Origin of the sequence: Levilactobacillus senmaizukei DSM 21775 = NBRC 103853 (genome assembly GCF_001592085.1) — a bacterium.
Taxonomy (GTDB): Bacteria; Bacillota; Bacilli; order Lactobacillales; family Lactobacillaceae; genus Levilactobacillus; species Levilactobacillus senmaizukei.
On sequence record NZ_BCWD01000010.1, the window covers coordinates 1 to 20427 of the forward strand.

General features: G+C 49.9%; 17 protein-coding genes. 11 read left to right on the top strand and 6 right to left on the bottom strand.

Annotated features, from left to right (window positions below; translation table 11 throughout):
* A partial coding sequence (locus LSE01S_RS05185) for an MFS transporter (protein ID WP_061776568.1) occupies window positions 1-823 on the top strand: 823 nt, incomplete at its 5' end.
* A gap of 13 nt (window positions 824-836) precedes the next feature.
* Window positions 837-1496, top strand: a complete 660-nt coding sequence (locus LSE01S_RS05190) for a GTP pyrophosphokinase (protein ID WP_061776569.1) — start codon at window positions 837-839, stop codon at window positions 1494-1496.
* A 153-nt stretch (window positions 1497-1649) separates the two neighbouring features.
* Here the strand turns inward: LSE01S_RS05190 and LSE01S_RS05195 are convergent, their stop codons facing one another.
* Window positions 1650-1865, bottom strand: a complete 216-nt coding sequence (locus LSE01S_RS05195) for a YjzD family protein (protein WP_061776570.1) — start codon at window positions 1863-1865, stop codon at window positions 1650-1652.
* 245 nt (window positions 1866-2110) lie between these two features.
* On the opposite strand from LSE01S_RS05195, the gene LSE01S_RS05200 reads away from it, so the two are divergent.
* Window positions 2111-3301: a cation:proton antiporter gene (locus LSE01S_RS05200; RefSeq protein ID WP_061776571.1), complete on the top strand. Its 1191-nt coding sequence runs from the start codon at window positions 2111-2113 to the stop codon at window positions 3299-3301.
* Between the two features lie 204 nt (window positions 3302-3505).
* Here LSE01S_RS05200 and LSE01S_RS05205 read toward each other — a convergent pair whose 3' ends face one another.
* Window positions 3506-6223 (bottom strand): YfhO family protein, encoded by a 2718-nt coding sequence (locus tag LSE01S_RS05205; RefSeq protein ID WP_061776572.1) that lies wholly within the window; start codon window positions 6221-6223, stop codon window positions 3506-3508.
* Window positions 6224-6442: 219 nt separating this feature from the next.
* On the opposite strand from LSE01S_RS05205, the gene LSE01S_RS05210 reads away from it, so the two are divergent.
* The 5 genes from LSE01S_RS05210 (at window position 6443) to LSE01S_RS05230 (ending at window position 13502) form a co-directional block, all read left to right on the top strand.
* On the top strand, window positions 6443-7135 hold the full coding sequence (locus LSE01S_RS05210) for a response regulator transcription factor (protein WP_061776573.1): 693 nt from the start codon (window positions 6443-6445) through the stop codon (window positions 7133-7135).
* Window positions 7125-8450, top strand: a complete 1326-nt coding sequence (locus LSE01S_RS05215; protein WP_061776574.1) for a HAMP domain-containing sensor histidine kinase — start codon at window positions 7125-7127, stop codon at window positions 8448-8450. Before LSE01S_RS05210 ends, LSE01S_RS05215 begins: the two co-directional genes overlap by 11 nt.
* A gap of 177 nt (window positions 8451-8627) precedes the next feature.
* Window positions 8628-9593, top strand: a complete 966-nt coding sequence (locus LSE01S_RS05220; RefSeq protein WP_061776575.1) for a LacI family DNA-binding transcriptional regulator — start codon at window positions 8628-8630, stop codon at window positions 9591-9593.
* 203 nt (window positions 9594-9796) lie between these two features.
* Window positions 9797-11158 carry an SLC45 family MFS transporter gene (locus LSE01S_RS05225; protein ID WP_061776576.1) on the top strand — a complete coding sequence of 454 codons (1362 nt, stop codon included), beginning with the start codon at window positions 9797-9799 and terminating at the stop codon, window positions 11156-11158.
* Window positions 11159-11246: 88 nt separating this feature from the next.
* Window positions 11247-13502, top strand: a complete 2256-nt coding sequence (locus tag LSE01S_RS05230) for a glycoside hydrolase family 65 protein (protein WP_061776577.1) — start codon at window positions 11247-11249, stop codon at window positions 13500-13502.
* 56 nt (window positions 13503-13558) lie between these two features.
* Here the strand turns inward: LSE01S_RS05230 and LSE01S_RS05235 are convergent, their stop codons facing one another.
* From LSE01S_RS05235 to LSE01S_RS05245, 3 genes are all read right to left on the bottom strand, one after another.
* Window positions 13559-13993 (bottom strand): hypothetical protein, encoded by a 435-nt coding sequence (locus LSE01S_RS05235; protein ID WP_061776578.1) that lies wholly within the window; start codon window positions 13991-13993, stop codon window positions 13559-13561.
* Window positions 13994-14091: 98 nt separating this feature from the next.
* A complete protein-coding gene (rpsN, locus tag LSE01S_RS05240) occupies window positions 14092-14361 on the bottom strand; it encodes a 30S ribosomal protein S14 (RefSeq protein WP_061776579.1) in 270 nt (89 codons plus the stop codon).
* Between the two features lie 152 nt (window positions 14362-14513).
* On the bottom strand, window positions 14514-15545 hold the full coding sequence (locus LSE01S_RS05245; RefSeq protein ID WP_061776580.1) for an aldose epimerase family protein: 1032 nt from the start codon (window positions 15543-15545) through the stop codon (window positions 14514-14516).
* Between the two features lie 228 nt (window positions 15546-15773).
* Between LSE01S_RS05245 and LSE01S_RS05250 the strand changes: the two genes are divergently transcribed.
* A complete protein-coding gene (locus tag LSE01S_RS05250; RefSeq protein ID WP_061776581.1) occupies window positions 15774-16595 on the top strand; it encodes an alpha/beta hydrolase in 822 nt (273 codons plus the stop codon).
* Between the two features lie 70 nt (window positions 16596-16665).
* Here LSE01S_RS05250 and LSE01S_RS05255 read toward each other — a convergent pair whose 3' ends face one another.
* A complete protein-coding gene (locus LSE01S_RS05255) occupies window positions 16666-17484 on the bottom strand; it encodes a Cof-type HAD-IIB family hydrolase (protein ID WP_061776582.1) in 819 nt (272 codons plus the stop codon).
* A 247-nt stretch (window positions 17485-17731) separates the two neighbouring features.
* Here LSE01S_RS05255 and LSE01S_RS05260 point away from each other — a divergent pair, with 247 nt between their 5' ends.
* Together LSE01S_RS05260 and LSE01S_RS05265 are read left to right on the top strand one after the other, a co-directional pair.
* Window positions 17732-18115 (top strand): MarR family winged helix-turn-helix transcriptional regulator, encoded by a 384-nt coding sequence (locus tag LSE01S_RS05260; protein WP_061776583.1) that lies wholly within the window; start codon window positions 17732-17734, stop codon window positions 18113-18115.
* Between the two features lie 141 nt (window positions 18116-18256).
* A complete protein-coding gene (locus LSE01S_RS05265; RefSeq protein WP_061776584.1) occupies window positions 18257-20068 on the top strand; it encodes a hypothetical protein in 1812 nt (603 codons plus the stop codon).
* Window positions 20069-20427: the final 359 nt, after the last annotated feature.

Sequence of the window (20427 nt, forward strand, 5' to 3'; positions counted from 1 at the left end):
AAAGAAAAAAAGTGGCAATGCCTTGGGAATTTTGACCACGGGCTATGTGAGTGGCAATCTGATTGGACCGGTGCTAGGCGGGATTTTGGCGCAGGTGTTCTCGATTCGCTGGACCTTTATGCTCACGGCTATTTTCTTGGGGATTGTATTTGTGCTGAGTGGCACGTTGGTTCATGAGCACTTCACGCCAATTAGTGCCGCAAAACAGGCTCAGGCCGGGAGTTGGTTGTCGCAGCTCAAGAGTCCTAAGCTGATTATTATTCTGCTGGTTTCAACTATGATTATTCAAATGGGGAATAATTCGATTACGCCAATTATCAGTCTTTACGTGCGGCAGTTGATGCATGGTACTGGACCGGTAACGTTGGTGGCCGGGATCATTGCGGCCTTGCCAGGCCTGTCGACCTTGTTGGCGGCGCCCAAGTTGGGTGAATATGGTGACCGCCACGGGACACGTCGGGTCTTGGTATTCGGTTATATTTTTGCGGTCTTGATGTACTTCCCTCAAGGGTTCGTCAGTAGTGTCTGGTTGTTAGGGATTTTACGATTCATGATCGGTGTTTCCGATGGGGCCCTGTTCCCGGCGGTTCAAACGTTACTAACCAAGAATTCTCCGCAGTCTTTGACAGGCACCGTCTTCAGTTGGAATCAGTCGTTTCAAGCCCTGGGCAGCATGTTGGGCGCGATGCTGGGCGGTTTTATCGCCAATTGGTTCAACTACAGTGGGGTCTTCACTTTTACTGCGTTGTCGTTACTGGTAAACTTAATCTTACTATGGTGGTTGGTGCCAGCGATTCGTCAATGGCATGTGAAAGCGGCCTAGTAAGGAGGCCAATATGGCAAACGAAAATTTACCCGTGCAGATCCCTACCGATCCCGCGGCTCTGGAAGCGCTCGATCAGTTTCGACAGTTGATGCTGATGTATAACAGTGCGGTTGAAGTTGTGCAGACTAAGATTAGGTATCTGGACGAAGAATATCAGATTGAGCATGGCCATAGCTTAGTGGATAGCCAGCAATCCCGAATCAAGTCGCCTGAAAGTATTTTGGAAAAGGCCCAACGGAAGCATTTAGATGTTAATCTGACCACGTTGCCGGCGGCCATGCACGACATTGCTGGGATCCGCCTGATCGTCCGGTTTGAGGACGATATCATCACGATGGAACGGCGTCTAGCCCAACAACCAGATATCAAAATTATTAAGCGTAAGGATTACGTTAATCATCCGAAAGGGAATGGTTACCGGAGCCTGCATTTGATTTTGGCGGTCCCCGTCTATCTCGCTGCGGGGATGCAGGCCGTGACGGTTGAGGTGCAAATCCGCACGATTGCCATGAATTTCTGGGCCTCGCTAGAACATGAACTAAATTATAAAAAGCCCGTGCAGCATCAGGCCGAGTTACAGGCTGAGCTCCGCAAAAAAGCCAAGCTAGTCAACCAACTTGATCGCGAAATGAATGATATTAAGAATCAAATTCGGGCGGAAGAAACGTAAAAAACAAGCCTAAACCGTTATGGTTTAGGCTTGTTTTTTATGTAGTGCGACCAAAAAAGTGACTCGATCGGCGCTTCTTCGTAAGCGCTGCCATCTAGTCGCTAAAAGAAACATTTGTGTGAGTTATGGGTTAAACAGACCAAGTGACAGCCGCTACTTGTCAGTGGCAACCGGCTGAGCTTGTTGCTGACTCTTGTCCCCAAGTAACTCGAAACCATTAATGGCAATAAACCCACCAACGGCGGAAACGACACCAACTGTTACCCAGTTGTAGTTCATCTGTGAAAGGGTCGAGGTAATGAAGCCCAGGACTTCACCGAAGATGAAGGCCCACACAACGACCACGATATTTCTTGCTAACCATTTCATTTGTGTCACCTCACAATCGATACTAGTTTAACACGATTAATGAATTAGGAGTAGTTCTGATTTGGTGAATTTCCAAATTTCCAGGTGACCGAGCGTGGTCATTGCGCTTTGAAGGGCGCTACCGTATAATACTAGTTAAATAAACGAACGTTGGTTGAAGCGACAGCTTTCAAGAATGGCGTCCTCCTTGGGTTGGGGGGGCCAATTTTGAGCAGTCGCTTTTTTTCTGCGTAAGGAGGACACTTGTGGAACTATTAAAGGATTTAACCTTAATTTTATTGGTGACGACAATTGTCGGTCACTATTGTACCCGGATCGGGATTCCTGCCGTGATCGGTCAACTGTTAGTCGGGGTCATTATGGGTCCGGCCATCTTAGGTTGGCTGCATCTGACGCATGAGCTGGATAGCTTTGCGGAAATTGGGGTCATTATTCTGATGTTTATTGCGGGATTAGAGAGTGACCTGCAATTGCTGAAACGGTACCTCAAGCCGAGTGTCCTCGTTGCGGCGTTGGGGGTCTTGGTGCCGGTGGCCGGTAGTTACATTGTTGCCCGGGCCTACCAGTTGCCCTTCGTGGAGAGCCTCTTCATCAGCGTGATCTTTGCGGCAACTTCCGTCTCAATCTCCGTTGAAGTCTTAAAGGAAATGAATGCCCTGAGTAGTCGCGAAGGAACGACCATCCTAGGGGCAGCGGTGGTTGACGATGTGTTGGCCGTGGTTATCCTGAGTGTGCTGGTTAGCACGACCGGGACGGCGGTTGGCGACACGGGTTCTTCTAATCTCTTCATCACCACAATTGAGCAGATCATCTACTTCGCCGCGATTTACTTTGTGGTTCGGTGGGTGGCGCCTTACATGGCCAAGATCGGTGAAAAGTTAATGATTCCTATGGGTTCAACCTTGATGGCCATCATCCTGTGCTTTGGCATGGCGTATGTGGCTGAATTGGTTGGCCTAAGTAATGTGGTTGGGGCATTCTTTGCTGGGATTGCGATTTCACAAACGACTGCTAGAGAAACGGTGGACCATCACATTGAACCGATTGGCTATGCGTTATTCATTCCGGTTTTCTTCGTTAGCATTGGGCTTAACATGAGTTTCAAAGGTTTGGGTCATCAAGTTTGGTTCATCGTGATCTTGACGGTGGTTGCGGTCCTAACCAAGCAGTTTGGTGCCGGACTAGGGGCCAAGATGGCGGGCTTCTCCTGGTCGAGTTCAATGGCCGTTGGCGCCGGTATGGTCTCGCGGGGGGAAATGGCGCTAATCATTGCCCAAATTGGGTTTCAAGCCAAGTTGATGTCTGCTATGCGTTACTCGGCCATTGTGGCGGCGATCATTCTTGCCACGTTGCTGGCACCGTTCCTGTTACGGTGGACAATGAATCGGGTCGAAAAAGAGTCACAGCGTGAGAAGGATGAAATGAAGAGCGCTTAGGCAATCGCGACCGATGCGATAGCTTAAGGTGTTCCGCAGGTTAACTAAACTTAATCGAGTAAAGGCGACGTGTCAATCCGATTTTTCCGGATTGGCACGTCGCCTTTCGTTGTAGAGATAGCCATTTATGTTGAACTCTCAATTTATGTGGCGTCGGGCGGTGTTGGTCGGGAAGGCTTCCCGATGGCCCTAGATCACTTAAGCCTAGTATTTTCGTGCCGCCTGTAACAGGCTTTTGCGGGGGTGGCGCCACTCGGTTGCCAGCCAGAGACCAGCGAAGATAACGGCACTAATCGCACTAATCACGGCGCCAAGCTTCAGTCCTGGTGCTTGGTAGCTAAAGGTCACGTGGTTCCGCCCCGGTTGTAGCCGAACCCCGATCATTCCCGGGTAGTTCTTCTGGAGTGGGGTGGTTGTTTCGGCATGCATCATGGACCGAATCTTGGCTGGTCGGCCGTTGACAGTTGCCGTCCAGCCCGGTGTATCCGGAATGGACAGGTATAGCCAGGGCCGTTCTCGCGATCCGGTGACATGACCACTAAGCCAGCTAACGCCACTCTTCTTAGTGAAGTGTAATCGTTGTTGCTTAAGCTTGGCGACGAGTTTGAGGTATTGTGCCTCGTTCATCGAAACAAATTGGTTACTGTAGCCGGCTGCTGGTTCTAGGGTAATGTAGCTGATCCGGATGGTATCACCCATCTGATGTTGGCCCAGCTTGACCATGTAGCGACTGCCATCACCGTTTACGAATGGCTTGGCCGCGTGGTTATCAAGGCGCAGGCTGGAATAGATCATGGTGTTGGAAGGCGAATAGGCATGGAGCATCCCCGTTGCCGTTGCCCGAATCGTAAACGTTTGAATGTAGCGCGGTCCTGGCATCGGGGTGTGGCTAGGGATATTATTGAGGTCTTCGACGGTTGCCCGGCGGGTTTTAACGTTAAGGACCTTGGCGGGCGATAGCGTTTGGGCCTGGCCACCTAGGGCGGCCAAAACGTGTTGTTGATTGATGATCGGATTGCCATCTGTGAGTTGTAGGTTGGCAAGGTCGTTGCTAACCGCGAAGCCCAGTCCGGCATAGGTGTTAAGTTTGTTGGCCGATTGGGGCTGGGTGGCATACAGTCGGTATTTGAGCCCTAGTAAGGTATCACTCAAATGCGTGTAACCTTGAGCACTGATCCGGCGGGCATTGGGACTGAGATAGCCCAAGTCCGCTTGAAAGACCCGGGCCTGTTCAATCAGGGTGGAGCTGTATGAACTAGTTCCGGCATAGTTGAAGAGTACCGGATCGTTGTAGTGGGCGTAAGCACCTTGATAGGCCTGCCCAATGTCGGAATGGAGGAAGTCGACTCGCGCTAGGTTAGGCGTGACTTTTGTCGCACCAAGCTTAGCCAGGGTAGCCGTTTCACGGTTGAAGTCACGTTCAAACTTAGCTTGTGAGCCGGTTTCCATCCCGTGGGTGGCAATCGTGAAGTTCGCGCCAAGTTCACCGGCAATGACGATGCCCATGAGGGCAATGCGGATTGGTCGCCATTCACTAACGAACAGCAACATGGTGTTGAGTAGTAACAGCCCGAGGGAGACCCAAAATAGGTGGAAGGCGGGTTGACTGTGGAGGTAGAGCTCACTGTTTAAACTCGGTTGGGCATAGTGCCAGATCCGTGGGATGATTTGTGCGGAGAGGTAGCCAATAGCATAGAGGCCAATCCCCCAGACCAGTGCCAGGACCTTCTGCGGATCGTTCATGGTCTGTGCGGGATGGGTCTGCCAAGCCCGGTAGGCCGTCACCAGTGCCAAGAACGTGAAGAAGTAGACGTTGCGGAAGGGAAAACCGGCGGGTTGTTGGAACATGTGCCAGATGGTATTGAAGAGCATGATTAGTAGTCCTAGGCCCATGATTGCCAAGACCCACATGGCACGACGCTTTTCAATTGCCGCAACCTTGGGTGAGACGAAGAACACGATGAGCAAGAGAAACATCAAGGTGCCCATGAACAAGCTGGGTGCGTGATATAGATGGGTGGCATAAGTCCCCCCACCTAAACCGAATTGCGCCAAAACCTCCGTCCCGAAGGTTGGTGTCGGCAGGTAATTGTTAATAAAAAAGTTACTCTTACCCGTGAGCAACATGCCATGGGCGGTTGGGATGAGAATGACCATGCTCATCCCGCCGGCTAGTAATGACCCGATCAAGAATTGACGGACCGCCGGCCAGTGAATCTTGCAGACGGTCTTAAAGGGAGTCTCGTTGGGCTGTTGTTCAATGATTAAATAGATAAAATAGATGACCGAGAAGATGCAGGTCATATAGCCCATGTAATAGTTTGATAGAATGGTTGCCGTTAAACTCACGGTATACAACCCATAATGGTGGCGACTAACGATTCGGTGCATGCCTAGGACCACCAGTGGTAACCAGATTAAGGAATCCAGCCACATCAGGTCGTAGAAGTACATTGCTACGAAGCCACAGAGACTAAAGGCGGTTGAGAATAGGAGAAGGGACCAACCACTACGGGTGAAGGCATTGCGCAGGAAGATGGCCATAGTGAGACCGATGGTGCTGATTTTTAGAATGAGAATCCAGGTCACGGCCATTGGTAATTTAGCGGCGGAGAAGAGCAGGACGATCAGGTTAAAGGGGCTGATCATGTAGTAGGCCATGAGCGGGATTAGGCCGCTACCTGTACCTAAAGAAAACGAAAACAAGTGAAAATGACCACTCATGAGGGTCGTCCGCAGATTTTCCAAGATCGGAATGTACTGGGCACCCATGTCGCTAAAGAGTGGACTATTCTTGCCAAACGGCGTAATTTTTAAGTGGAAAAAGACGGCACACATGATGATTAGCGGGATTAGGAATGCCCCCAAGTACACCCAGCGACTCACCCGCGTGGATCGCTGTTTTGGTTGATGCTGCTTCATAAAACCCCTCCGTTGTTGACGAACAAGATGTCTGACCTTAATAGGATAACATGCAGACGACTTTGATCAAAGTTTACCCCAATAATTCCGAAAACTCGGCGGTGAGCCTTCAATCTTCAAAAAAAGTTAGCGAATCGTTCTTTAATTGACTTAAGGTTGCGTTATCGTTAATGATTTAGACTATAATTCTAGTTAATCATTATAAAGGAGGAATGCCCGTTGAGTGCCACTGCCAAAGTATTAGTCGTGGAGGATGAACGCGAATTATCCGCGGACATTGTCGAATTAATCAAACCAATCAGTGACCCTACGACCGCCTTCGATGGCGAGCAGGGCGAATTTTTAGCAAGCCAAGGCGTCTTTGATGCCATCATTTTAGACTTAATGTTGCCCGGCGAGAGTGGGTTAGACCTGCTCCTTCACATCCGCAATCAGGGGCTTAAGACGCCGGTTTTAATTTTGACCGCTAAGGATACGATTGCCGACAAGTTGCGGGGGTTCAATGATGGGGCCGATGACTATGTCACGAAGCCTTTTCACCGCGAAGAGTTACTTGCCCGGATGAAGGCCTTATTGAAACGGACCGGGCACTTGAATAGTACCGATGTGATTACTCTCGGACAGCTGGAAATCAACACCAGCAAGCATATAGCTAGCTTTGACGGTGAGCCATTGACGCTTAAGGGGCGGGAGTTTGATCTGCTCGCCTATCTGGTCGCCAATCCGGGAACGATTATTACGAAGGAGCAAATCTTCAATCGGCTATGGGGATTTGATTCGGAAACCAGTCTGTCCGTGGTTGAGGTCTATATGAGTAACCTACGAAAGGAGCTCAAGCACGTCGGTAGTGACCTTTCCCTGCGGACGATCCGCAACGCAGGATACATTGTGGAGGCCCCAAATGAGCAATAAAGTTAATCGGGCCCAACAGTGGCGCCTGTTTTTCAATAATCTGATCGGTTTCTCGGTGATCTTCATGGTTCTGGGGGTCATCGTGTTTGTTTTGTTTCGGCGCGCCATGCTGACCAGTACCGATCAAGCGTTGCGGGTGGAACGAGATGCCCGGTTGGCGGGGCCGCCTCGGCAAGTTCGGCCGCTGACCGGGGGCCACGCGTTCCAGATGAAGGGCAAGTCCATTCATCCCTTCATGACGACTACCTTGATGTATAACACGGACGGTAAGTTGTTGAACAAAGACCAGTTGGGGTCCCGTTATGAAACCTTGAAAGATATTGTTTTGGATAAGAGTGAACTTGGACGATTACACTCCATTCAGGTTGGTGGCAAATATAACTTCCGGACGCTCTTGGTGAAAGTGCCGAAGAGTAACGCGGATAAGTCGGTGGCTGGGCGCTACCTGTTGATCATGGAAAATATCGATCCGCAAAAATCGGCGATGAAAAGTTTTAAACGAGTTATTTTAATTACGATGGGGGTCTTCTGGCTCCTTTCTATCTTGATGAGTGTCTGGATGTCGCGGCTGACAATGCGACCGATTCTAAAGTCTTGGGGACGGCAAACCGAATTTGTGGGTAACGCTGCTCATGAGTTGCGGACGCCGTTGACGATCATTCAAAACAAACTGGAATTGTTGTTAACCAGGCCTAACGATCGAATCATCGATCAGGCCGAGAATATTGCGATTGCCAACAGCGAGAGCCAAAGACTACAGAAGCTGACGCACGACCTCTTGGCCTTGGCTCGTTCGGATTCCAACACGGTACAGACGAACTTTGAGACCACCGATGTGTCGGCTTTCTTGGTGCGGACCATTGAACCGTATGCTGAGATTGCGGCCAGTCAAGGTAAGACCTTGAAGCTGGAGCCCGTCGCTAAGTTTAAGGCCACATTGGATCAAAACTTGATTCATCAATTGATGAATATTTTGATTGATAATGCGCTGAAGTATTCACCAGCGGACAGTACGATTACCGTGAGTGCGACCAGTATCGGCCGTAAGTGGCAATTGACGGTGGCCGATCAGGGGATTGGCATCAGTGCGAATGATCGCCGCCGCATCTTCGATCGGTTCTACCGGGTGGATTCTTCTCGGAGTCGCCAGACTGGGGGGAATGGTCTGGGCCTGTCCATTGCCAGTTGGATTGTGTCGCTGCATCATGGCACAATTGTGGTCAATGACAATCAGCCCACGGGAAGTCGGTTTGTCACGACGCTGCCGGTTAACCCGACGAGTGGGTTGACGACCCATCATGACAAGCAGGCTTAGCCGCAAGGGTTGTGCCCTAAAATCAATAAATCAGTGGATCTGTGACCGGTGTCCAGGTCCATTTTTAATTGGTGTGACGTAAAATAAAGCGTTTTCTATAAAGATTTTCAAAGCAACCGTTTGTATGGTAAGATCTGTGTCAATAATGCCGTTTCAGTGCAGAAGGAGCCATTCAAAATGTTAACAATCCGTGATATTGCGGCCAAGGCTGGTGTGTCGGTCTCTACGGCCTCACGGGCTTTAAATAATAATCCCCGTATCAGTCAGGCAACTCGGGACCGAATTCAAAAGTTGGCTGCCGCCGAGGGCTATTTGCCTAACTACAACGCTAAAAATTTAACGGCCGGCGAAGCCAATGCGGTCGGGGTCGTCTTTCCAAACGCCGAATTGAGCCTGCCGGAGAACCCCTTCTTCATTGACCTGTTACGTGGTATTAATACCGAGTTGGTTCAACGACACTATGTCTTGTCGGTCGCCATCAGCAAGACGGCCGCCGACCTGTTAACGAATGTGAAATCGATGGTGGTCCAGGGGAAGATTAAGCGATTCGTCCTGTTCTATGCCCACCAGGATGACCCTATTGCGGCGTTTCTTCGTGACCATCATCTCCGGTTCGTGACGATTGGCCAGCCGGTCGACAGTCCTCAGGACATGTTTGTGGATAATGACAATCTCGAGGCGGGAATCGGTGGCGCGAGTTACCTGCTGGACCAATTACAGGTGAAGCATCCCGTGTTTGTTGAGTCGGAGCACGAGTGGGCCTACGAACGGCAACGGCGCCAGGGATATGAACGGGTCGCCGCTAATTTTAATGTCGCGCCACTAACTTGTCGGCTTGGGGATTTGGATCGTGTCCAGCGATTCGTGCGGCAACATCCGGCGATCGATGGCATCATGGCAACTGATGATTTTAATGGCATTGAATTTTACCGTTTGTTCCGCGAAGAGTACGCGGTCAGTCATTTTCCAATTGTCAGCTTTAATCAGTCGTTACCAGCCGGATTATCCGACGCAGATCTCCATTCGGTCAATTTATTTCCAGAAAAAATGGGTGCGGCCACGGTTAAATTGTTATTCGCCGACCGGGAGCCGTTGAGAACCGATACACCGGGACAAATCAGTATTCCGTATGAAATTAAATAAATAGACTTAGTGAACGCTCGGTGGCCCTTTGGTGCCGGGCGTTTTGTGTGCTATCAGGGGAAATGCGAAGCTAAATGGCGAAAGTTTCTGTTGAGGAAAAATTTTGCGCAAACGGTTGCATTAAAATGTAAGCGGTGTCATAATAACTTCAGGTCATCACGTGATTGCAAGTATGATTAAATGAGATTGAGGAGGTTTTCGTTATGGCAGAAGCGTCTTCTGCTGCAGCGGCCAAGGCCCATAATCGGCTACCGAAGCTACCTGCTAGCACAATTTGGATGATTAATTTTGGTTTCTTAGGGGTGCAAACCGCGTTCACCCTGCAAAGTTCACAAATGAGTCGGATCTTTCAAACTCTCGGGGCTGACCCGAACAGTTTGGGATGGTTCTTTATCTTGCCACCATTGGCTGGACTAGTGGTTCAACCGATCGTGGGGTATTATTCTGACCGGACCTGGGCACCGAAGTTCGGTGGTCGGCGGCTGCCGTACCTCTTACTAGGAACGATTATTGCCGTCATTGTCATGTTCCTCTTACCCAACTCTGGAAGTTTGGGCTTCGGTTATGCCTCAGTGGCGGCGCTACTGTTTGGAGCGGTTACCGTGGCGTTCTTGGACCTGTCCTCAAACGTTGCCATGCAACCTTTTAAGATGATGGTGGGGGACATGGTTAACGACGATCAGAAGAGCTATGCGTACGGGATTCAAAGTTTCCTGTCCAACACTGGGGCCGTCGTGGCGGCCGTGTTGCCATTCCTCTTTGCCTTAATGAGCATTCGCAACACGGCTGCTCGAGGTGTGGTGCCCGATACGGTTAAGGTCGCCTTCTATGTGGGGGCCGCCTTACTCATCATTACCAGTCTATTTACGATTTTTCGCGTTAAAGAATACGATCCCGATACTTACGCACTCTACCATGGGATTGATAAGGAAGATAACACTTCCGGTGGCAACTGGTGGACACTGCTGAAGTCCGCGCCTAAGGTCTTCTGGACGGTGACCTTGGTTCAATTCTTCTGCTGGGTGGCCTTCCAATATCTGTGGACTTACTCCGTTGGGGCGATTGCCTTAAACGTTTGGCATACCACCGATCCAGCTTCGCATGCCTACCAAACGGCCGCAAACTGGTACGGGGTTTTAGCCGCCGTTCAATCAATTGCTGCCGTTGTCTGGTCCTATGCGTTAGCCAAGTTGCCTAACCGATTACATAAGCTTGGTTATGCTGGGAGCTTGGGCTTAGGAGCCCTTGGATTCATTTCGGTCTTCTTCATCCACGACAAGAACCTGTTGATCCTGTCCTTTGTCCTGGTGGGAATTGCCTGGGCAGCGATGAATACTTACCCGCTAACGATGGTCACAAACGCTTTGTCTGGGGCCCACATGGGGACTTACCTCGGCTTGTTTAACGGGTCCATCTGCCTGCCACAAATCGTGGCCTCATTGGCTAGTTTCTCACTGTACCCATTACTGGGTGGACGGCAAGTCAATATGTTCCTCTTGGCCGGCCTGATCATGGTCATCGGGGCGCTGTCAGTTGGGTCGATCAAGGAAACTTATAAGGCTTAGCGGAAAGCTAACGTACTTGAATTTGGATGTTCCGGCTGGCGGAATGAACGGTCGGTCATCGTCAATTAATTGAAGGAGACTTACGATCATGAAAAGAATTTTTGATGTTCAGCCGTGGCATGTCATTACCCATACCTTTGATCCCAAAGACAAACGGCTCCAGGAGTCAATGACCAGCCTCGGTAATGAGTATATGGGGATGCGGGGCAACTTTGAAGAGGGCTACAGCGGTGATTCGCTCCAAGGCATCTACCTCGGTGGCGTCTGGTATCCCGATAAGACCCGGGTCGGTTGGTGGAAGAATGGCTACCCTAAATATTTCGGCAAGGTGGTTAATGCCGTTAACTTCATCAAGGAACCCATTGAGGTTAATGGGACGCCACTCGACTTAGCCCAAGATGACATTAGTGACTTTACCCTTGATCTCGATATGAAGCGAGCGGTGTTAACCCGGTCCTTTACGTTAGAACGGGGGACCGTGCGGGTCGCCTTCAAATTTGAACGGTTCTTGAGCGTTAGCCAACGTCAATTGGCGGTCCAACGGGTTAGCGTGAAGAATTTGGGGGCTGAGGCGATCGACGTGACCGTGAAGCCTAGTATCGATGCCGATGTTAAGAACGAGGAGGCCAACTACGACGAACGTTTCTGGGACGTTCTTGACACCGAACAGGCCACCGACCGGGGGAGTGTGGTTGCCAAGACGACGCCCAATCCTTTTGGTACGCCGCAGTTCACCTCGGGGATGGAGATGCGCGTGGTCACCGACCTAACCAATGTGGCCATCACCCAACCGAATGCCAAGGAAGTTATGACGGCTTATACCGGTCATTTGGCGGCAAATGCCAGCGTCGAGCTGGAAAAACGCGTGATTGTTGTCACCTCCAGAGATTATGCCGATCAGGCCAAGTTGACCTCAGCCATGCATGCACTGAGCGACCGGGTTGCCAACGAGAGCTACGCCGCTCTGCTGGCCGACCACACGGCCATTTGGGCCCAACGTTGGGAAAAGTCCGACGTGATCATTGAGGGCGATGACGAATCGCAACAAGGAATTCGCTTCAATCTCTTTCAGTTATTCTCTACCTACTATGGGGAAGACTCACGGTTGAACATTGGACCCAAGGGATTTACCGGTGAAAAGTACGGTGGGGCCACCTACTGGGACACCGAAGCCTTTGCGATTCCCGTTTATCTGGGGATTACGAACCCTGAGGTCACGCGTAATCTGTTGATGTATCGTTACAAACAACTGGATGGGGCTTATGTCAATGCCCAACAACAAGGTTTGAACGGGGCCCTCTTCCCAATGGTGACGTTCGACGGGATCGAATGCCATAACGAATGGGAGATTACCTTTGAAGAAATTCACCGTAACGGGGACATTGCGTTTGCCATTTACAACTACACCCGTTACACCGGGGACACCAGTTACGTGCTGCACGAAGGAGCCAAGGTCTTGACCGAGATTTCACGGTTCTGGGCCGACCGGGTCCACTTTAGCAAGCGAAATCAAGCCTACATGATCCACGGGGTGACCGGTGCCGATGAATACGAAAATAACGTGGATAACAACTGGGACACTAACATGCTGGCTCAGTGGACGTTAAAGTACACGCTGGGCATTTTGGACCAGGTCGATTCGGCCACGGCCAAGAGCTTAGCCGTCTCTGACGCTGAACGGGCCCAATGGCACGACATTGTTAAGCGGATGTATCTGCCCTACGACAAGGATCTCAATATCTTTGTGCAACACGATGGCTTTCTGGATAAGGACATTGAACCCGTCAGTGCCATTCCGGCCGACCAACGACCAATCAACCAACATTGGTCTTGGGATAAGATCCTCAGGTCGCCCTACATCAAGCAAGGGGATGTGCTGCAAGGTATTTGGGACTTTATTGATGACTACACGCCAGAACAGAAGAAGGCCAACTTCGACTTCTATGAACCATTGACGGTTCATGAATCCAGCCTGTCACCCGCGATTCACGCGGTACTGGCCGCTGACCTGCACTATGAAGACAAGGCCGTTGAACTCTATTCACGGACGGCACGGTTGGATCTCGACAACTACAACAACGACACGACGGATGGCTTGCACATTACGGCCATGACCGGTGGTTGGATTGCGGTGGTCCAAGGCTTCGCTGGAATGCGGGTCCGCCATGGACAGTTGCATTACGCGCCATTCTTACCAAAGACCTGGACGAGCTACACGTTTCGGCAGGTCTTCCGGGGACGGCTGATCGAGGTCAGCGTTCACGCGGATGGCTCGCACTTTAAGTTAATCAGTGGGGACCCACTGACCATTGATGTGGCCGGTGACCCCTTAGAGCTTAAGTAAAGTAAAAGGCCATCACGAGAAATTTCTCGTGGTGGCCTTTTTGGCTGGAAACGGTCTTAGAACATTTGTGACCGTTGTTGTTCGTTTTTAAGTTGAACCAGCTTAGAATCGTTCCGCCAGTAAGTTACCCATTCACCGGTGGTGGTCAAGCTTGAAAGGTCCAAGTTATCAGAAGTCGTGATTTCCTTTTCGATCCGATCACGGAAAGTCGTGATGAGGTCGTTAAAGGTCTTCAGGTTTTCTTCCAGGTCGGCGCCGCCTAATTTGACGAGGCGTTCACGGAATTCTTCCCGAACTTCTTTTTCAATGTTGCGCAACTTACGTTCGTTGTTGCGAGCCAGCTTAGGCTGGTTGTCAATGTCAAATGACATTTCTGGGGTGTAACCAACGAATTGGGCGTTCAACTTGGGGGTGTTGGCTCCTGCATAAGGGGAGTTAGCACTCTGACCGAAAACGTCAAAGACATTGATTGCGGTTAAAACTTCTGCCAATTTAAGCACTCCTTTTAAGTGTGATAAATTCAGTGTAAGCCACAAAAAAACCCACGTCAAACGCAAATGATAACGTTTCCGTGGGATTGATTTTGGGGTTACCAGCTGGCCTTAGTCACACCAGGGATTTGACCCGCGTGGGCGAGCTCCCTGAAGTTTAGCCGAGAGAGCCCGAATTTTCGCATATAGGCGTGTGGCCGGCCATCTAGATGGTCGCGACGATGAATTCGCGTAGGCGACGCATCCCGAGGCAACAGGGCGAGTGCCGCATAGTCACCGGCGGCCTTTAATTCAGCTCGTTGGTTGGCGTATTTCGCAACGGTGGCCTCAATCTTACGGGCCTTAGCAATTTTTGATTTCTTAGCCATGATCAGTCTCCTTTTTAAATGATAATGATTACGTTTTACCAATGTATCATAGGGTCATAGGAGCGTCAACGACAACGACTCAATCGGATAAAATATTTTGGACCCAATCGAAAAAGCCCGCCATACTTAGTGGCGGGCGGATCGATCGTGTTTTAGTAAGTCAGGTCGTAGCTAATTTGGTAGCAACGCGTCTCACCGGCTGGGAGACTCACGTCGCCGAACTCTGGATGGTTGGGGGAGTCCGGTAAGCTTTGAGCTTCTAGCGCAATCCCCATGTAAGGCTGACCGGGTCCGCTGGCGAGCTTCATGGTCGAGTTAAAGGAATTCCCCGTGAAGACGACCAGCGCGTTACGGTCGGACTTAATGGTGACACTCCGGTGGGTTAGCGGATCGCTGAGCTTGGCAATGGCCAGGTCGGCGTCTGGTGTCACGTGGTAGACGTCATCGAGGCCTTGTTCGGGGATGTCTTGCAGTGCTCGCAACGACTCGCCCAGGTTTTGACCGTTGGCGAAGTCATAAGCCGAACCCGTATTAGGCAACATCCGACCGGTTGGTAACTTTTCATCATCCAATTCAAGTCGTTCCGTGCTATTAACTTGCAGGGTTTGCCCAGCAATCAGGTCGTCGTCGCTCAGGTTAAAGTAGAGGTGGGCGGTTGGGTTGAACAAGGTCAGCGCTGTACTATTTCCAACAAATTCCAAGTGGACGCGATCCTGGTTATCGAGGGAATAAATCATCTGCGCAGTTAAATCACCAGGATAAGTGTCATCGGTCGATTTGAAGGTGTGGGTAAGAATAATTCGGGGTTCGTTGGGATCGGTCGTATCAATTTGACCAGCCCAATTGACGGTGTTAAAGCCATCAGGGCCCCCATGCAACGTATTCTGGCCCTCATTCGTGGCGACGTGGTAGGTTTGTTGACCTAGTGAAAAGGTTCCGCGGCTAATTCGTCCGCCGGTTCGACCAATTCCCATGCAAACATAGAACGGATTATCAAGGTAATGGGCCATCTTGTGGTAAGATAGCACCAAATTCCGGTCACCCTTGTCAGTCGGGACAGACAGCGTGTGTAGCGTAGCGCCCCAGCTTAGGACAGCTAATTTGACCCCATGGTCGTTTTCGATCGAATATTCAGTGACGGCCTCATCTTCATAGGTATCCCAGTGCTTCGTAGCAGTTTGCATAGCAGCTCCTCGATTCCGAATATTTTAAAGCGTTTTCATTACATTTCATTATATTTTTTCTGATGGGCCAATGTCAAATAGAGAATGTTGTTCCGAGCAGAAAGTTTTTAAGTTGGTGGGCATTGTCAGCGTCTCACGATTGGCAATAAATTGCGTTCGTAACCAGAACTTAACTTGTGCACAATCGAAAAAACTGGCATAATGGTTTAATTATGAGGGGGAGCATCTATGAACCGCACGCAATATTGGCGGGTAGGATTGTTTGCCGGAAGTTGGTTAGTTTGGCTGAGTCGCCGTCACCGGGGAAATCGCCCGGTGGCTTTAGGTGAGCGTCGCGCAGATTGCCACTATGCAGCTCGTCCCACCTTATTAATCCCCGGTTGGGGCGGTCAAGCGGGAACCTACCGCGGATTTATTCGTTGGTCAACGCGTCAGCATCTGGCGCATCCGGCGCTAGTGGTTCACGTGGACCATCTTGGTCACCGCCACTGGCATGGTGTATGGGATGGTCAGGCGACGAATCCCTTGGTTCAGGTCCTATTTGATCACGCTTGGACGCGAACCTATGAGCCACAGATTCGTTGGCTGACCGGGGTACTTAGTGATTTGTCCCGGCGATACGGGGTGACTAGTTTCAATGCGATTGCTCATTCCTGGGGTGGCAGCGCCCTGATTCATAGTGTTTTCGCTGCCCGGTCAGCCGATCACCTGCCGCGACTCCATCAGTTATTACTGCTGGGGGCGCCGGTTGATGAGTCTCCCAGAAATGCCCCGCCAGATGCAGCCTTTCGTCGTCTAGCCACGTTGAAAGCTGATCTGGACCATTTGCGTGGTGGCCGGGTATTGAACGTCTACGGGACACTAGGGGGGCGTCCAACGGATGGTGCTGTACCGGTTAGTCAGATTACCCCACTTCGCCGAGTGGTCGCCAGGAGTCCCTTGGCTTATCGGGAACACGAGGTCGTTGGGATTGGGCACAGCCGGTTGCATTCTGCTCGTCAGATGTGGGGACTCATGAGTCAGTGGCTCTGGTTATCCACCAGTGATTAAGACTCACAGAACGGTTAACGCCAAAAAGAACCTGGAATATTATTCCAGGTTCTAAATGGTTTAGCTGACGTTAAAGTTGTTCCGTTAGAATACGATCAATCACGTCTAGAACACCATCGTGGTCATTATCAGTTGGTGTGATCAACTGGGCGACGTCCTTGACCGATTCGGTGCCGTTCTTCATGGCCACACCGAGACCGACATGGGCGAGCATTTCGCGGTCGTTATCGTTGTCACCAAAGGCCGCCACCTCGCTGGGCTTGATGCCCCAGGATTCGGCCAGTTGGGTCAGTCCCGTGGCCTTATTCATGTGTGGGGCAATGATATCGATGCTGCCGAAGCCACTGGCGGTTGCGTGAATTTTGCCGGGAAACTGGCGATTCAAGCGGGCAGCAATGTCGCGGATCGCGCCATTTGGCCACTCGCCGTTGACTTTATAAATGGTGTCGTCAACCTTTAACAGGTCATCGACGGGAACCAAGTTATTGAAGAAATATTTTTGGCCGATGGCGTCATGAGGCCGATCATGCCGATTGATATAAGTGCCATGAGCGCCTGAGAGTCGTAAGACATTGGGCCGGACGGCGTCATCGGTTAAGAGGGTGGTCACCACATCGTGAACCACCGTCATGGGCAGACTGGTCTCGAAGAGCGTCTGTCCGTGGTCAACAATCAAGCTGCCATTTTCGGCAACGAATGTTTGGACCGCCGGGGTTGCTGCAAAAACGTCCTGCAGGTGGCCTAAGTGATTCCCGCTCGCGACCACAAAACGAATGTTTTGGGCAGCCAGTTGGTTAAGTTGCTGGGCAAACCGTGGGTGGTTGTATGTTCGCTGCTGAGTTAAGAATGTTCCATCAACATCGGTTGCTATCATTTTAATTGATGTCATACCGTTCTCCTCCGTGTTTAGAATTTCTTAATCTTAATCATAAAGGCTTTATTTAGGGAATTCAATGCACCCGTTTACAGAAAATATGACAAAAAGGTTGCTGATCACTAGTTTTTTCATTTACAATGCTATAAACTATTAATGAATCGGTAACATAAAGACTGAAAATAAGGGCTATAATAAATGGTTAGCGGCTAAGAATAGTAACAGTTTCGCCGAAGCATAAGTAGAAAGGAAGAAAGATTAAATGACGCAAACGAACGATTTGAACCAATCCTTGGAATGGTTCTCCCAACTACAGAAAATCATGCGGCCGGTAACGACCATTAAAACGGAGGATTTGACGATCTCTCTGGAACAATTCAATTTACTTCATGCCATTACGGATCAACGTGAAGAATTTACCCCAACCAAGTTTGCTGGTCAAATCGGGGTTTCCAAGTCAATGATCTCCGGGCAAATTTCGCGGTTGCTCCGGGCTGGCTTGATCGAGAGTATTGCTTCCCAAGTTGACCGCCGTCAGCACAACTTGAAGCTAACGCCAGATGGCGTTAAGGTTTATACGCAAGTTCGCGGCCAAGTCGTGGAAAGATTACAAGGCCTCCACGCCGATATCGCGAAGTTAATGTAAAAAACTGACAATTTAAAATGAGATCCCGTTTACGACCGGAATCTTTCAATCGTGTGACAATTAGATTAAGATGACCCAATGGTTAAAAATCTTAGTTTATAATGAAACTGATGAAAGATTTAGGAAGTGGAGGGGATTTTTTTGCGATTAAGAGTAAAGATGGGCCTGGTGGCCTTGGTAGCAATGGGGACTACCTTATTGGGACTAAATTTCGTTTCAGTAACACCACGCCAAGCCAGCCATACGGTGGCTTACGCATCGACGGTCATTAATGCCAAGCATCAGGGGATGGTTGGCAACGCCAAAAAGGTGAATAATGACGCCTTGCAAAAGATGATTAATAAGTGGGACGGTGCGGTAACGATTCACGTGCCTAAGGGGACTTATCTGTTTGATACCGGGAATATCAAGTTGCATTCGAACATCACCTTTAAGTTTGATAAAGGCGCTGTGTTCCGGATCACCGCTGGTCACCGGGTAAACTTCTTCTATCCTAGTCCTGAAGCCGGATACGATGGTGGAATTAGCAATGTTAAGTGGGAAGGTGCCACGTTCCAAGGGGACCACACGGCGAAGGGCCAAAGTGTCTTCACCCAAAGTCTTCATCACGCCAAGGATGTTAGCTTTAACAAGTGTGTCTTCGACGATGCCGAATCCCCAACTGGGCACTATATCGATATCGATGGGAGCCATGATATCAAGGTAACGAATTCTGTGTTTACCGGGTTCAATGGGTCACTCGATTACAAAGAAGCTATTCAGGTTGACTACTCAAACTACAAGGCGATGTCGTACAAGCATCCTGGCGACCAATACGATAACTTACCTAGCTACAACGTCCGGGTACATAAGAACCAATTTTTACCGGTTTCTCGGAAGTCGGGCGAGGTGCAATCCTATGCGCCCAATCCGATTGGCCAACACGCAATCTACGATCACGGGAAGGCCGGGATTATCCACAACGTTTACTTCACCAACAACACCGTGGTTGATCCTAAGCCATTGATGGCGAAGGGTGTCGCAACGATTCACTTCAAGGATGTTTCGAATCTGTGGATTACGGGCAACAAATTTATTAACCAACATGTTTTGGGATCGGGGAATTATATTTACTTATTAAACACCGAACCCGATTACAACATGACTAACTTGAATATTCAAGACAACACCTTTACCAATGTCCGGCCGACGCGGCAATACATTTTCTTAGATAGCAGTTCCGCCACGGACCCGATGACTCATATTAAGATTAGCGGGAATAAGGCCACAACGACCAAGAAAAAGAAAGCTGCCTTCCTCAAGGCTAACTTTGCCTTAACCGGCGACACGGTTAAAATTACGCGCAACTCGGTCAAGACGACCAAGGCCAAGAAGACCCATGTGAAACCACAGCAGACCATTACGCATACGTCGGTTGCTCAGAAGTTAAAGAAACGTAAGCAGACCAATAAACATGAGAAGTATGTCAGTGGCTTGGCGAGTCAACATGCACAGCTGACCAAGAACTATAAGAAGTACGCCGTGTACAATCACATTCGTGGTCACAAAAACTGGAATGTTTTGAAGTTTAACCTGAAGAAGCACAAGGGCAAGCGAGTTTACTTGGATATGCGGGCTAAGGCCGACACCGGCCTGTGGTACCGTATCCGTTTCAGTAAGAAGACTTCGGCTAAGCGTTATTGGATTCGCAAGGGCGCCCTGACCTTTGATAAGTTCAGGAAGGAATCCTTTGACCGAGAATTCGATTTAATGAAGATCTATCCAATTTATACCCATCCATTCAACGATCCAGCATTGGCTAAGCAAAAGGGGACCACTGCCGACTTGGCTAGCCAACGGGTTAAGGTGACCCATCGGGTTCGCCGAACGGATTCCAACGGTAAGGTGACGACTTACTACCAGTTGACTAATGGGAATTGGACGCGCGCATTAGCCTTCGATCCTAAGTCTTAAAGAGTTTGTGAGTAGGTTCCAACGTTATTGGCGTTGGAACCTTTTTTGTGGTGATAATACTTAATCATGCGGGGCGTTATTAGTAATAAAGGGACTCGTGAACATTCATTAGGGGATGTGGGTTCTAAGCGGGCAGCTTGAAAGAAGCTGACGGTGTTTAGGATTGTTTATGAAAATCATGGGATAGCAGATGGTTGACCAGATAAACGTGGGGTGCTAGGAAGGCGACCGCGCTAACTTGATCTGCCTCAAGGACGAGCGTGTCCAGCTGTGTTAATCTGAAAATACCTGGATGAGGGGATCTTCAAGAAAAATTCAACTTTCGGACGTAAAACGATTGCATTCGCCTGGTAGAGTTA

Bases quoted from the DNA above. Each gene is read 5' to 3' on its own strand.
- LSE01S_RS05190 (WP_061776569.1), top strand. From the start codon at position 837: ATGGCAAACGAAAATTTACCCGTGCAGATCCCTACCGATCCCGCGGCT.
- LSE01S_RS05195 (WP_061776570.1), bottom strand. From the start codon at position 1,865: ATGAAATGGTTAGCAAGAAATATCGTGGTCGTTGTGTGGGCCTTCATC.
- LSE01S_RS05205 (WP_061776572.1), bottom strand. From the start codon at position 6,223: ATGAAGCAGCATCAACCAAAACAGCGATCCACGCGGGTGAGTCGCTGG.
- LSE01S_RS05215 (WP_061776574.1), top strand. From the start codon at position 7,125: ATGAGCAATAAAGTTAATCGGGCCCAACAGTGGCGCCTGTTTTTCAAT.
- LSE01S_RS05220 (WP_061776575.1), top strand. From the start codon at position 8,628: ATGTTAACAATCCGTGATATTGCGGCCAAGGCTGGTGTGTCGGTCTCT.
- LSE01S_RS05225 (WP_061776576.1), top strand. From the start codon at position 9,797: ATGGCAGAAGCGTCTTCTGCTGCAGCGGCCAAGGCCCATAATCGGCTA.
- LSE01S_RS05230 (WP_061776577.1), top strand. From the start codon at position 11,247: ATGAAAAGAATTTTTGATGTTCAGCCGTGGCATGTCATTACCCATACC.
- rpsN (WP_061776579.1), bottom strand. From the start codon at position 14,361: ATGGCTAAGAAATCAAAAATTGCTAAGGCCCGTAAGATTGAGGCCACC.
- LSE01S_RS05245 (WP_061776580.1), bottom strand. From the start codon at position 15,545: ATGCAAACTGCTACGAAGCACTGGGATACCTATGAAGATGAGGCCGTC.
- LSE01S_RS05250 (WP_061776581.1), top strand. From the start codon at position 15,774: ATGAACCGCACGCAATATTGGCGGGTAGGATTGTTTGCCGGAAGTTGG.
- LSE01S_RS05255 (WP_061776582.1), bottom strand. From the start codon at position 17,484: ATGACATCAATTAAAATGATAGCAACCGATGTTGATGGAACATTCTTA.
- LSE01S_RS05260 (WP_061776583.1), top strand. From the start codon at position 17,732: ATGACGCAAACGAACGATTTGAACCAATCCTTGGAATGGTTCTCCCAA.